Genomic DNA, 13,106 nt, shown 5'->3' with positions numbered 1-13,106 from the left:
ACGTGAATACACCGACCGCACACGTCGTCATCGTCAGCGGCAACGACTCCAGCCTTCCGATCGTGCGTCCGTCGGACACGGTCATCACACTGATCCAGACCCCGGACAGGGCAACCGATTTCCAGCGTCGTTCGGTGGATCGATTCATCGAGGTGCCCGAGATCTCGGCCGACACCCTGATCGATCTGCTTGGTTCGATTCGCAGGCGATCACCCGTCACGGCGCTGGCGTGCTTCCTGGAATCCGCCATCCTGGCCGCAGCGGTTGCCGCCGACGCACTTGGCATTCCGTCGAATCCGCTCGACGCTGTCCGCACCGCCCAAAACAAGGCGCTCACCCGCCTGGCACTGCAACGCCACGGTGTCCCTCAACAACCGTGGCGGCTGTGCAGCAGCCTCGACGATGTGCTCGCGTTCCGCGATGCGCTGGCGGGCGCCCCGATCGTGGTCAAGCCGGTGACGGGTGCAGGCAGTGCGGGTGTGCGTCTGATCCGCGACGACGCCGACCTGCACGCTGCATGGGACTCGATCAGCGGGCTGAAATGGTGGGCACTGCTGGACAATCCGGACCACTCGGTGATCGCCGAGGCGGTGCTGACCGGTGACGAGTTCAGCGTCGAAGCGATGAGCGTCGCCGGGCGCCACGAAATCCTGGCGGTCACAGGCAAGCTCACCACCGGCGAACCGGAGTTCGTGGAACTCGGACACTGGCAGCCCGCGGTGTTACGCCCCGATCAACGGGAGGCGGTGCTCAACCGCACCGTCGAGGTTCTCGACGCGATCGGGCACCGCACCGGACCGAGTCACACCGAGGTGATGGTCGACGGGCTGACGGTTGGGGTCGTCGAGACCCACACCCGCTTCGGCGGCGACCAGATCTGGGAACTCACCCAACTGACGACCGGGCGACACTTCGCCACCGAAACCATCTTCGCGCTCCTGGACCGGCCCGCACCCGAGCCCGGCGTCCGGCACGGCGCGGCCGCGATGCGAAAGCTGGACTGGGCCAATCCCGTTCACCTCGACGCAGCGCGCAGTCGAACCGGTGTGGTGCGGGTGTCCGCCCCCACCCGGCAGAGGCGTGAGGAGGTCACCGCGATCACGGACTCCTCCGACCTGAACGGGTACGTGCTGACCGTCGGCGTCAACATGACGCAGGCCTGGTCGCGCGCGGAGGGGGCGAGCGCAACGGCGAAGGGGGACGCGCCGGTGTTGGTGATGAGCCCCGCCAAAGTGATCAACCACTTCGGGCGCGAACGGTTCGCCTCCGTGGTTCCACAAGGATCAGTCCTGATCACATCCGGGCCGGTGGACGTCGACGCCTGCCGGTTGGTCGACCTGATCGAGGTCCCCGAATACACGACCAACGACGAGATCCCGCTCATCGCAGAAGAAGCGGTGGTCCGGCATGGGCTGCAGCGCATCGTCGTGCTGGCCGAAGCGGATGTGTTGCGCGCAGCCGAAATCCGGTCCCGGCTTTCGATCCCCGGACAGTTGCCCGCCGAGGCGCTGCACTTCCGCGACAAGACACTGATGAAAAGGGCGGTGCGCGGCGCGGGCATCGCGGTGGCCCCGCACCGTGAGGTCACCTCGGCCCTCGAACTGCACGATGCCGTCGCCGAGTTCGGCTACCCGTGCGTGGTCAAACCCCCACACGGCCGCGGCTCGTCCGGAGTGTCGGTGCTGGCCAACGTCGAAGAGCTGGTCAGCTTCCTGCGGACCGGCCCGTTCAGCGACCAGGGACGTACCTATCCGTGGCTGGTCGAGGCGTTCCAGTCCGGCGAGCAATACCGGGTGGACGGAATATGCCGCGGCGGCCGCGTCGTGTTCTCCGCTGTCGCGCTGTACGTCAACACACACCTGGACTTCCTCGGCGGCGGTCACATGGGCTCGGTCATGCTTCCCGCCGACGGTCGCGAGGCGCGCACCATCGGCGAACTGGCAAGGGCGGTAATGGAAGACGCCCTCCCCGGATATGACGGCGGGTTCCACCTGGAGGCGTTCCTCACCCCCGACGGCCCGGTCTTCAGCGAAGTCGGATCGCGGATCGGTGGCGGATCGATCCCCGAAGAGGTCGAGTTCTCCTACGGGGTCAACCTCGTCGAGGAGTCGATCCTGGCCCAGCGCGGCGTGCCGTTCCGGCACGGCGCGGTGACGCAGCGCAGCCTGGCCGGCCAGCTCAACATCTCTCCCCTGCCCGGGTTGCTCGCCGACGCTCCTGACCGATTCGAGCACCCGGACGTAGTGCTCTCGGAGATCGCCGAACCGGGCAGGCGGTTCTCCGCGATGACGCACACCAACGCCGAGTTCGCTCGCGTCGTGTTCCGCGCCGACTCAGTCGAGTCTGGCCTCTCGACCATCTCGAAACTCCTGCACCACATCAACACAACGACCGAATGGAAGGAACTGGACCATGTGGCGTCAGCTTGACATGGCGGACTACGAGGCGGTGGTCGCGCTGCGCGATGTCGTGCTCGGCAACCTCGCGCACCCCGACAACTACGTCCGTGAGGACGACGAGGAGATGTTCGTTCGCGGACACCTCAACGTCTTCGGCGAGTCGATCGGCTACTTCGACGGTGACGACCTGGTGGCCTACCTCGCGCTGACCACCGACCTCGCAACCTCCCGTGAGGACGTCGAATTCGAAGCGTGCACGCCGACTTCCACCGATGTGGTGTTCGCCGCCGCGATGGTGCTGCCGTCGCATCAGGGGCGGTCGTTGCATCGTGCCGGCATCACCCGCCATGTGGCGATAGCGCGACAACTCGGCGCTCGTCGCGGGTTCGCCCAGATCTCACCGCGTAACCACCGCTCGCTTCGGAACTACTTCTCTCACGGCTTCCGCTGCACACAGGCTGTGACGTATCCCGACGGCCGACGTCGACTGCTGCTCGAACGCGACCTCGTCAGCGACGTCGAAACGACACCTATCGACGACGTCGCGCTGGTCGACATGAACGACTTCGGTGGCATCACCCGCGAACTCACCGCCGCCAGGGCGGGGCATCGCCTGCTGCCGGTCGGCGCCAGCGCGCTGATGGTGGTCGGTGCCAGGGGGTCGGCGGCATGACGCATCTTCTTGTGGTCGGCGGCATCGCGACGGTCCACGACATCGCCCGCCGACTCGGCGCGGAACTGACGCTCGTCAAGACGATACCGACGCAAACGATGCTCGCCGAAGACGCGTACGCACGAATAGTCGACGTGTCCGGCATCGAAGCCACCGACCGAATCATACTGGCGGAGCGGGTGATCAGGGCCGTCGACGGCACGAACTTCGACGGCATGCTCTGCCTGCACGACGAGGCCGTCGAACTCGGCGCGCTGATCGCGCAGAAACTGGGAGTGGACTTCGCGAGTCCCGACGTGGCGCATCGAACGGTCGACAAGTCGGCGATGCGAACCCAACTGGCCAGTGCCGGCTTGGGTTCGGTCGCACACGGTGTCGTCGTCGACGGCAGGGTCGAATGGTCGGACGCACCCCCGGCCTCGGAGATCGTGTTGAAGCCCGTCGACGGGCGCGCCAGCAGGGGCGTCACATTCCACCGGTCGGCCGACGAACTCCAGGACTGGCTCGACACCCGTCCCGGCGAATTCGAAGGCTACCTCGCAGAGGAGCGAAAGTTCGGCAGGGAGTTCAGTGTCGAATCGCTGATCGTGCGGTCCGGTGCCTCGTGGCACGGCGTGACGGCCAAGACCACCATCGGTGCGGTCGAGTCCGGCCACCTGCACCCGGCACCGCTCGGCGAGGACGAGCGCACACGCATCGTGGCCGCCGCTACCGCGTGCATCGCGGCGCTCGGTATCCGGCGCGGACTGCTGCACACCGAGGTGATTCTCGACGACACCGGAACGGCTCACATCGTCGAAACACATCTACGCGGCGGTGGCGACATGATTCTCGACCTGGTGCGGTCAGCCACCGGTCTTGATCTCGCCGAACTGTTCGTCCTGGATCTGATCGAAGGTCTCGAGCACATCCCCGCGGCGACCGAACGAGGTTATGCCAGTAGCCAATTCGTGTTTCCCGTCGAGTTCGGCGTCATCGCCGGATGGGACGGAGTCGAGGCAGCGCGGTTGATGCCGGGGGTCGATGCGGTGACCACCCTTCTCAATCAGGGCGACCATCTGGTGCCGCAGGTCAATTCCAGTTACGGCCGTTCGGTGGGCGCGATGGCCCACGCCCCCGATCCGCAGCAGGCCTGCGAGCGGGCCCGTGCCGCCGCGCTGACACCGATGCCGATGCTGGAGCCCGTGTGATTCCCCACTGGCCCGGGATGCGGGTACTAGCGGGCTCGATGTTGTTCAATCTGGCGTCGGGTTGCTTCACGATCACCTTGGGGCAGGCGCTTTTCGAGAGGTCTGGTTCGGTGTCGGCGTTCACCGGTGTGGTGGTGATCGAATACCTGGTGCCGGTACTGCTCGGGGCGCTCGCCGGGAGCGTGGCCGATCGGGTCAACCCGGCGGTGGTCTGCGCGGTCGCATCGATCGTTCCCGGGCTGGCGCTGATGGGGTATTTGGTCGCGCCCGCGGGTCTGATGGTGATGGGCATCGCGGTCGGCCTGATCGTCAACCTGATTCGCCCGTTCTACCGCGCCGGGATCTTCGCGGTGGGCCCGCGCTCCCTGCATCAGACTGATCTGCCCCGGTACAACATGCGGTGGACCGTGTCCGTGCAGGCCGGACAGATCACCGGCGGCGCGGTGGCAGGCGCGTTCCTGTGGGCGACGGGACCCAAGTGGGCGTTCTTCGCCGCCGCGACGGCGTACGCGCTCGCGGCATATGCGTTGGCGTCGGCGCGTTCGGCGGTGTCGCCGTTGCACGAAGACGACGACGCCGCCAAAGACACTTGGATCTCCGTACTGCGCGACGCGCTCAACAGCCCGTGGTCGGTGCTTTCCCTGTTGCTCCTCGGTGTCGACTTCCTGACGATCGCCGCGTTCAACGTCGCGCTGGCGCCGCTCGTGCACGAGTTGTACGGAAATGAAAGCTGGCTGGGCATCCTGGATGTCTGCTTCGCAGTCGGCGCGATAGCCGCGCCTGCGGTGTGGGGACGGTACTCGTCGCGGGTATCGAGCAGAGGGAGCGTCACAGCGGGCTTCGCGACCCAAATCCTGGGCTTCACGACCATCGCGATCGGTCTTGGATTCGGCGGTACGCCAGGCCAATCGGCGGTTCCCGTCGGCGCTGTGCTGCTGGGCCTCGGCGTAGCGGTGTCATCGAGCGAACAGGTGAGCATTCTTCAGGTCGGCGCCAAATCGTCGACACTGGGCAGGATCGGTGCACTGCGGCAAGCAGTCATCGGCCTGACGACCGCGTTGACGCTGCCGGTGGTCGGCCACCTGGTCGATAAGGATCTCGCGGCGGCATGCGGCGCGGTCGTCGTCGTCCTGACGCTGGGACTGGGCGTGAACATCGGTGTTGCGCGCCGCGAAAGGGTCGCGGTCGCGTGAGGTAACGCCGCGCCCTCGGTTTGGTCACGACAGGCCGCGAGCACTTCCGGTCCGATGGCGCCGGTGGTTGTATCGGGCACCATGACCGCGGCCGGGACGCTGCACCTGATTTTGTTTGCGGCGACTGCTGGCGCGGGCGCGATGGCTGGCTTCATCGCCGCGGCGGTGATGCTGCGTCGGCGAAAGCGTGCTCGCGGGTACTTCCTCTTGGGTGTATTGGCCGGACTGATCGCGGGGACGACTCTGCGCCGCAATCGGGTGTTCAGGTTGTTGAGAAGTCGGTTGCCCGTCGCCGTTCCCATGGCCACGTCATCAGCGCCCACACGACGAGCACGATCGCGATCTCGGCGAACAGATAGATCGGCCACGGGCCCAATACGTCGAGCACTGACGCAGTGGGCGGCTTTGAGTTGAGATAGCCGTAGTTGGTGCCGGCGATGACGTTGAAGACGAACGTGAACGCCGCCCACCCGAGGGTCACGATGACCGCGAAGCGGTAGTCGCGCCAACTCGGCCGATTCCGTTGCCCCCACGTGAGATAGATCGCGGCCCACACCACCAGAACGTGAAGCGTGAAGAACGTGAGGAACAGGTGGTGCGGGAAATCCGGTGCACCCTCCTCCGGTGTTCCGACATCGGGGGTCAGCAACGCTTGCGAACTCAGCACCAAGCCCCAGTAGTAGGCGAGCACGAAAGCCCAATGCCGTTGCGACCACAAGGCGTAGGCGGCGGTGAGTTCGGCGACGTCACACAACTGCAGCGGCACCGAGGTCGCAATGTCCGGCCGGATCAGCTTGTACACCAACGCCACCGCGAACGCCGCGACGAGCAGCACCGCCAGCACGCGGCCGAGTAGCCGCGCCTGCGACTGGGTCTGTCGCCGTCCGATCCAGACGAGCAGCACCGCGCCGACCGCGAACACGGTGAGCACCACCAGATGTGATGGGCCGTAGGCCGTGAACTCCCGTTGGGCGGAGGCCGACAGCATCAGTTCGCGATTCCGACGGCCTGTTCCAGATCGCTCAGCGAGTCTTCCAGGTGCGTCAGCAGGCGCTGCAGATGAGGAACGCTGCGCCGGCATCCCACCAGGCCGAAGTCGAGGTTGTCGGCGTTGCTCGTCAACGTGATGTTGATGGCTTGTCCGTCCAGCGCGATGGACAGCGGGTAGTTGCCGTCCAAGCGGGCGCCGTTCCAGTACAACGGTTCTCGCGCACCCGGGACGTTGGAGATGACGATGTTGAACGGCGGCGGCGCCGACGACACGAACCCGGGCAGCAGTCCAAGCGCGATACCGGACATCAGGAACGCCGACAGCGCGAGCGCCTGGGTACGGGGCAACTCGGCGAACACCTGCTTGTTGTCGCGCATCGACGCGTTGATCGCGGCCAACCGCTTGGCGGGATCGGCGGTGTCAGTGGCGAGGTTGCACAGGATCGTGCCGACCATGTTGCCGCCGGCATCCTGCTCGTCCTCGGCGCGCAGGCTGACCGGAACCATGGCCACCAACGGCGTATCCGGTAGCGCATCCAATTCGAGGAGATAGGCGCGCAGCGCACCCGAGCACATCGCCAGCACGACGTCGTTGACGGTGACACCCGCCGCGGACTTGATCGCCCGGATGCGCGTCAGCGGCCACGACTGCGCCGCGACGCGGCGCGCTCCCCCGATCGGCACGTTGAACATGGTCTTGGGCGCCCGGAACGGAAGGGTCAACTGCTGTTCCAGCAGCGCGGCCCTGGCTACCGACAGTGTCGAAGGGGCCAGCGAAGCGACCGATCCGACTGCCCCGGTGATCGTCTGCAGGACGGACCGCTGCGCTGCGGCGTCCCTACTCCTGCGCTTCGGGCCCAGTGCCCACGGCACCCGGATCTCACGGTCGTCCGGATCCGGCGACATCGACCGAATGGTGAGCCGCTGGGCGGAGATACCGTCGAGCAGCGCGTGGTGGATCTTGGAGTAGATGGCGAAGCGGCCGTCCTGGAGGCCCTCGACGAGGTGCGTCTCCCACAGCGGTCGGTGCCGATCGAGCAGCGTCCCGTGCCAGCGTGACGTCAACTCGAGCAACTCGCGGACGCGACCCGGCCGCGGAATCGCCGACCTGCGCAGGTGATAGTCGATGTCGACCTCGTCGTCGAACGCCCACGCCACGGTGGAGATGCCGCCGAGAAGCCTGCCGGGGTGCTTCCGGAACGTCGGTTGGAAGTCGTCGTTCTTGACGATCGTCTGGTGCAGATCGCGGACGAAGTCCGGGCCGCTGCCCTCCGGCGGTTCGAAGAGTTGCAGGCCCGCGACGTGCATCGGATGTTCCCGGGATTCGCCGATGAGGAACATCGAATCGGTCGGCGAAATCAGCTCCATCGATGCGACGCTACCCGGGCATCACTTCGCGCAAGATATAGAAGCCAAAACTCCGCGCGCGAAAGGTCACGATGACGAACACAGTTGGCAGGGTGGCGGGCAAAGTTGCGTTCATCACCGGCGCAGCGCGTGGCCAGGGCCGCGAACACGCGGTCCGGTTGGCGGAGGAAGGCGCCGACATCATCGCCGTTGACGTGTGCGCCGACATCGACGCCGCAGGCTATCCCGGCGCCACCGAAGCCGATCTCGACGAAACCGCGACGCTCGTCGAGAAGCTGGACCGGCGCATCGTCACCGCACGGGCCGACGTCAGGGACCTCGACGGATTGCGCGCCGCGCTGCAGCAGGGCGTCGACGCATTGGGCAGACCCGACATCGTCATCGCCAATGCCGGCATCTCCGGATCGCCTGCACCTGCCTCGATGATCGACGAAACCGCTTGGCAGACAATGCTCGACATCAACCTGACCGGTGTCATGCACACCGTCAAGGTGGCACTACCGCACATGTCGGACGGCCGGGGCGGCTCGATCATCCTGGTGAGCTCGATGCTTGGCTTACGCGGCGGTGGTTACATGGCCGGCTACGCGTCGGCGAAACACGCCGTGGTCGGCCTGATGAACTCGTTGGCCAATGAGCTTGCCCCGCAGTGGATCAGGGTGAACTCCATCCATCCCGGCAACATTCTGACACCGATGATCGACAACGACTACTTCCGCCGCACCGTGCGACCCGACCTCACCGAGCCGACGATGGCCGACGCGACACAGGTGATCGGGCACTTCCACATGCTGCCCAAGCCGATCATCGAGGCGCGCGCGGTCAGCAACGCGGTGCTGTTCCTGGCCTCCGACGAGTCGCAGTACATCACGGGAGCGGCGCTGCCGGTCGACGCCGGAGCAGTCGCCAAATTCTGACGCCTGCATGCAGTCGTCGCGATAGTGTTCCAACGCCACGGTGCCTCTGCCATTGGAAGGTTCGGCTATGACCACATCACGGCTCCTCGCAGCCGCAGCAGCATCCGCTCTCGTCGTCATCGGACTGGTGGGATGCGCCCCGCCCGAAAAGAAGGACAGCGGCGGCCAGACGGAATCCGGTGTGAACGCCAAAGAGGCCACCTCAGCCGCCGATTTCGGCGGCATGGACGGTCTGGTGAAGGCCGCCAAAGCCGAGGGTGAGCTCAATGTGATTGCGCTGCCGCCGGATTGGGCCAACTACAAGGAGATCATCGACACCTTCGCCAGCAAGTACGGCATCAAGGTGAACTCGGCGCAACCGGATGCCAACAGCCAGGACGAGATCAACGCCGCCAACCAGCAGAAGGGCAAGAGCACCGCACCGGACGTATTCGACCTCGGTCAGGCCATCGCGTTGGCCAACACCGCGATGTTCGCGCCGTACAAGGTGGCGACGTTCGACGACATCCCCGCGCAGTTCAAGGACCCGAACGGCACCTGGGTCAACGACTACGGCGGTTACATGTCCGTCGGCTACGACTCGTCGAAGGTGCCCGAGATCAAAGACCTCAACGATTTGATGAAGCCCGAGTTCAAGGGCAAGGTCGCGCTCAACGGTGACCCCACCACGGCGAGCGCCGCGGCCAACGGCGTGCTGATGACCGCGATCGCCAACGGCGGATCGGTGGACGACATCGCGCCCGGCGTCGACTTCTTCGTCAAGCTCAAGCAGGCGGGCAACTTCGTCCCGGTCGATCCGACACCCGCGACCATCGAATCCGGCCAGACACCGGTCGTCGTCGACTGGGATTACCTGAATGCCGCCGAGACCAAGAAGCTGCCGAGTTGGCGGGTGTTCGTCCCGTCCAACGCGCTCGTCGGCGGCTACTACTTCCAGGCCGTCAACAAGGACGCACCGCATCCGGCCGCGGCACGGCTGTGGCAGGAGTTCCTCTACAGCGACGAGGGGCAGAACCTCTACCTCAAGGGTCTCGCCAGGCCGGTGCGTGCCGACGCCATGGAGAAGGCGGGCACCGTCGACAAGAACCTGCTCGCCGCGCTCCCGTCGGTGCAGGGCACGCCCGTACTGCCGACCGACGCGCAGAGCAAGAAGATGGCGGAGTACCTCGGCGCCAACTGGTCGAAGGTGATCAGCTGATCCGGACCCCCTGACGGGTCAGTTCGGCCTGCACCGCGGAGATGTCCACGTCGTCGAGGGCGCGGTTCGCGCGGACGGACAACGCGGCCGCCACACCCGCGCCCTGACCCGTGACCGCGCAGGCGGACATGTTCCTGGTCGCCGCGTGCGCGATGCGGTCACCACCGGTCGCGCGCCCGGCGACGATCAGGTTGCGCACCGTCTGCGGCAGCAACGACCGGTATGGGATCTGCAGGTAGCGGCCCGTAGTCGGCAGCACTAGCACCCCGTAGCCGTCGATGAACTCCGGGTAGATGCCGATGCTGTCGTCGAATCGGCCCTGCCCGCGCACATCGGCCTCGGTGAGGTTGTAGACCGCGTCGATCTTGCGGGTGTCGCGGATGCCGATGGTCATCCCGAAGTTGCGCAGGCGCGCGCCTTTACAGCCCGGTGTGTAGCGCCGCAGCGCCTCGATGGCGAGCATGGCTTGTTTGCGGCCCTCGATCTCGAAGCGGGTCAGGCTGTCGGGGTCGGTGCCGTCGCAGCCTGAGAGGTGGACCAGATTCATGTACGTCAGTTCACCGGTGTCGTGCATCGCGCCCCAGGTGCCGCCGATGGTATTCAGGTGGTCAGGAAGCAGACCGTCGGCAATGGCTTTCGCGAACGGCTTGCCGAGGTAGGGCGAATACAGGTCGGCATCCTTGGCGTCGGTGTCGGCGGCGAATTCGCCTGCGGCCCAATCGCGATACGTCTGCGGATCCTCTGCCACACCGGCCAGGAACGCCGTCTTGTCGACACCCGCCAGGTGGAACATCACCGAGGCCGCCATCATCTGCTCGACCGGTGTCTTGTGCACCGGCGCGCCCGCGCGCGTCGCGACGTCGGCGTCACCGGTGGCGTCGACAACGCGGCGCGCCAGGATCGCTTCGCGGCCCGCCTTGGATTCGGTCACGATGCCGATGATTTCGTCGCCGTCCATCAACGGTGCGACGAACTGCCGGTGCAGCATCGGATGAACGCCCGCCTCCTCGACCAGCCGGTCCGCGACCAGCTTGAATCCCTCGGAGTCGAGTTCATATGACAGCGACTGGCTTTCGGGCACCGCTGCGCCCATCTCTTTGGCGCGCTGCTCGAATTCCCATCCGATGCCGCCTGCTTCCACCGTCTGCTCATGGCGGTACCAGGCGAATCCCTCGACGCCGACGGCGGTGATGTTCCCGCCGAAACAGCCGAAGCGCTCGACCAGCGCGACGTCCACACCGGCCCGCGCGGCCGAAAGCGCAGCGGCCAGGCCGCCGGGGCCAGAGCCGACGACAAGCACGTCGGTCTCGTGGATGACGTCGATTTCGCGGCTTGGCTCGGTGATGGTTCGGGGTGCCGACATGGAGCGGGATCTTAACCAGGCGGCGTGTCCGGTCGGTGTCGCCGTCGAGAGCGGAATTCGCGGCCTCGCCTCGCCGGTTTGTAGGCTGCGGGGATGCCGTTCAACAGCGGCGAGGTTTTCGCTGGTTACGTCATCCAGCGGATGCTCGGAAAAGGCGGTGCGGGCGAGGTCTACCTCGCCCAGCATCCCCGGCTGCCGCGATACGACGCGCTCAAGATCTTGTCGGCCACCGGCAACGACGACGAATTCAGGGCCAGATTCAATCGCGAGGCCGAGTTGGCGGCGTCGCTGTGGCACCCGCATATCGTCGGTGTTCTCGATCGCGGCGAGTTCCACGGCAGGCTGTGGATCTCGATGGAATACGTCGACGGCACCGACGCAGGCCGGTTGATTCGCGAGAGCTATCCCGGCGGTATGCCCGAACAGGACATGGCGGAGATCGTCACCGCGGTGGCCGATGCGCTGGACTTCGGCCACGAACGCCGTCTGCTGCACCGCGACGTCAAGCCGGAGAACATCCTGGTGGCCGCGTCCGACGGGCACCGGCGCCGGGTGCTGCTGACGGATTTCGGCATCGCCCGCAGGATCGACGACGTCAGCAACCTCACCGACGACGGCGTCGCGTTGGGGACGATCAGTTACATCGCCCCCGAGCAACTTCTCAACAAGACGCTCGACGGGCGGGCGGATCAGTACGCGCTGGCGGCAACCACCTTTCACCTGCTGACCGGCGCGCCGCCGTTCGTCGATTCCAATCGCGCCGTCGTCATCAGCCACCACCTGTTCACGCCTCCGCCGCCGATCTCGCAGCGGCGACCCGAACTTGCCCACCTCGATGCCGTGCTGGCCAGGGCGCTGGCCAAGGACCCCGCGGACCGGTACCCGACGTGCCTGGACTTCGCCCGCGCCCTCACCCAGCAGCCGCCGCGTGCGGCGCCGAGCCCGGGTGACCGCCCAGTCACCCAGCGACTCGAGCGGGTGGTGCTGCACGGCACCGCCCGCGGGATCCGCGAGCGCGCGGGCGCACCCGGCGAGGTCGGGACGTTGTCGTTTCATGTCGTGCCGCACGACTCGATCGACACGCCGAGCGCCCCGATCCCCGTCGAGATACACACCCAGCTGGTCTCGGGCCAACTCGCCGATGGGGATCAAGTCGAGGTCAGCGGCGTCTGGGACGGCGGCACCCTGGACGCGGACACCGTCGTCAACGTCTCGGCGGGCAAGCGTCCGACGCGGTCGCATGATCGCGGCAGAATGCGCACTATCGCGCTCGCCGCGCTCGCCGGTGTGCTCGTGGTGGCGTTGGCCGTGGCGTTGTGGCTCACGAATGGCTTCGGCCTCTGGACCGGCGGCCCGGGACCGATCGTCAAACCGGTGAGTGCGACGGTGTTCTCGCCGAGCGGCGCACCGGACAATCCCGACAAGGCGGGCTTGGCGATCGACGGCAATCCGGACACCGCGTGGTCCACCGTCACCTATCGCGACCCGGTGCCCTTCCCGACTTTCATTGAGGGAGAAGGGCTTTTGCTGCACCTGGAACAGCCCACCGCGCTCAGCGCCGTGACGATCGACTTGTCGAGCACGGGTACCGAGGTGCAGATCCGCGCGTCGCAGTCCGAACACCCCGCCAAGTTGGCCGACACCACCGAACTGACGCCGACCACGCCCCTGCAACCGGGACACAACCGGATCGAAGTGCACGACGACACCCAGACGTCCAATGTGCTGGTGTGGATCACCAAACTCGGCACCACCGACGGCCAGAGCAGGACCTCGATTTCCGAGATCACCCTGCAGGCCGCCAAATAGGCTGGA

The 13,106-nt window shown here is 66.3% G+C and carries 10 protein-coding genes; 7 read left to right on the top strand and 3 right to left on the bottom strand.

Annotated elements, in window-relative coordinates:
* The first annotated feature begins 2 nt into the window (after nt 1-2).
* The 4 genes from C1A30_RS14075 to C1A30_RS14060 are packed head-to-tail and all read left to right on the top strand — an operon-like array spanning nt 3 to nt 5,455.
* On the top strand, nt 3-2,429 hold the full coding sequence (locus C1A30_RS14075) for an acetyl-CoA carboxylase biotin carboxylase subunit family protein (RefSeq protein WP_160112743.1): 2,427 nt from the start codon (nt 3-5) through the stop codon (nt 2,427-2,429).
* On the top strand, nt 2,413-3,072 hold the full coding sequence (locus C1A30_RS14070; protein WP_142392604.1) for a GNAT family N-acetyltransferase: 660 nt from the start codon (nt 2,413-2,415) through the stop codon (nt 3,070-3,072). Before C1A30_RS14075 ends, C1A30_RS14070 begins: the two co-directional genes overlap by 17 nt.
* Nucleotides 3,069-4,262: an ATP-grasp domain-containing protein gene (locus C1A30_RS14065; protein WP_101948882.1), complete on the top strand. Its 1,194-nt coding sequence runs from the start codon at nt 3,069-3,071 to the stop codon at nt 4,260-4,262. The genes C1A30_RS14070 and C1A30_RS14065 overlap by 4 nt, the downstream gene beginning before the upstream one ends.
* Complete coding sequence (locus tag C1A30_RS14060) at nt 4,259-5,455, top strand: MFS transporter (protein WP_142392603.1); 1,197 nt, start codon at nt 4,259-4,261, stop codon at nt 5,453-5,455. Before C1A30_RS14065 ends, C1A30_RS14060 begins: the two co-directional genes overlap by 4 nt.
* A gap of 262 nt (nt 5,456-5,717) precedes the next feature.
* Here the strand turns inward: C1A30_RS14060 and C1A30_RS14055 are convergent, their stop codons facing one another.
* Together C1A30_RS14055 and C1A30_RS14050 are read right to left on the bottom strand one after the other, a co-directional pair.
* On the bottom strand, nt 5,718-6,443 hold the full coding sequence (locus C1A30_RS14055) for a TIGR02206 family membrane protein (protein WP_101948880.1): 726 nt from the start codon (nt 6,441-6,443) through the stop codon (nt 5,718-5,720).
* The gene (locus C1A30_RS14050) at nt 6,443-7,813 is read right to left on the bottom strand and encodes a wax ester/triacylglycerol synthase family O-acyltransferase (RefSeq protein WP_101948879.1); all 1,371 of its coding nucleotides are present in this window, start codon (nt 7,811-7,813) and stop codon (nt 6,443-6,445) included. The genes C1A30_RS14055 and C1A30_RS14050 overlap by 1 nt, the downstream gene beginning before the upstream one ends.
* Before the next feature lie 71 nt (nt 7,814-7,884).
* Here C1A30_RS14050 and C1A30_RS14045 point away from each other — a divergent pair, with 71 nt between their 5' ends.
* Both C1A30_RS14045 and C1A30_RS14040 read left to right on the top strand, forming a co-directional pair.
* A complete protein-coding gene (locus C1A30_RS14045) occupies nt 7,885-8,730 on the top strand; it encodes a mycofactocin-coupled SDR family oxidoreductase (protein ID WP_101948878.1) in 846 nt (281 codons plus the stop codon).
* A gap of 67 nt (nt 8,731-8,797) precedes the next feature.
* Nucleotides 8,798-9,928 carry an ABC transporter substrate-binding protein gene (locus C1A30_RS14040; protein ID WP_101948877.1) on the top strand — a complete coding sequence of 377 codons (1,131 nt, stop codon included), beginning with the start codon at nt 8,798-8,800 and terminating at the stop codon, nt 9,926-9,928.
* On the opposite strand, the gene C1A30_RS14035 is transcribed toward C1A30_RS14040, so the two are convergent.
* Nucleotides 9,921-11,291 carry an FAD-dependent oxidoreductase gene (locus tag C1A30_RS14035; protein WP_101948876.1) on the bottom strand — a complete coding sequence of 457 codons (1,371 nt, stop codon included), beginning with the start codon at nt 11,289-11,291 and terminating at the stop codon, nt 9,921-9,923. The genes C1A30_RS14040 and C1A30_RS14035 overlap by 8 nt on opposite strands.
* Before the next feature lie 93 nt (nt 11,292-11,384).
* Here C1A30_RS14035 and C1A30_RS14030 point away from each other — a divergent pair, with 93 nt between their 5' ends.
* Nucleotides 11,385-13,100 carry a serine/threonine-protein kinase gene (locus C1A30_RS14030; RefSeq protein ID WP_101948875.1) on the top strand — a complete coding sequence of 572 codons (1,716 nt, stop codon included), beginning with the start codon at nt 11,385-11,387 and terminating at the stop codon, nt 13,098-13,100.
* The last annotated feature ends 6 nt before the right edge of the window (nt 13,101-13,106 follow it).

The organism is Mycobacterium sp. 3519A (assembly GCF_900240945.1).
Taxonomy (GTDB): Bacteria; Actinomycetota; Actinomycetes; order Mycobacteriales; family Mycobacteriaceae; genus Mycobacterium.
The sequence above is the reverse complement of the archived record's forward strand: the minus strand, read 5'-3'. Positions and strand labels throughout refer to the sequence as shown.

Coding starts and splice junctions, on each gene's coding strand:
- C1A30_RS14070 (WP_142392604.1), top strand. CDS start 2,413: ATGTGGCGTCAGCTTGACATGGCGGACTACGAGGCGGTGGTCGCGCTG.
- C1A30_RS14065 (WP_101948882.1), top strand. CDS start 3,069: ATGACGCATCTTCTTGTGGTCGGCGGCATCGCGACGGTCCACGACATC.
- C1A30_RS14055 (WP_101948880.1), bottom strand. CDS start 6,443: ATGCTGTCGGCCTCCGCCCAACGGGAGTTCACGGCCTACGGCCCATCA.
- C1A30_RS14050 (WP_101948879.1), bottom strand. CDS start 7,813: ATGGAGCTGATTTCGCCGACCGATTCGATGTTCCTCATCGGCGAATCC.
- C1A30_RS14045 (WP_101948878.1), top strand. CDS start 7,885: ATGACGAACACAGTTGGCAGGGTGGCGGGCAAAGTTGCGTTCATCACC.
- C1A30_RS14040 (WP_101948877.1), top strand. CDS start 8,798: ATGACCACATCACGGCTCCTCGCAGCCGCAGCAGCATCCGCTCTCGTC.
- C1A30_RS14035 (WP_101948876.1), bottom strand. CDS start 11,291: ATGTCGGCACCCCGAACCATCACCGAGCCAAGCCGCGAAATCGACGTC.
- C1A30_RS14030 (WP_101948875.1), top strand. CDS start 11,385: ATGCCGTTCAACAGCGGCGAGGTTTTCGCTGGTTACGTCATCCAGCGG.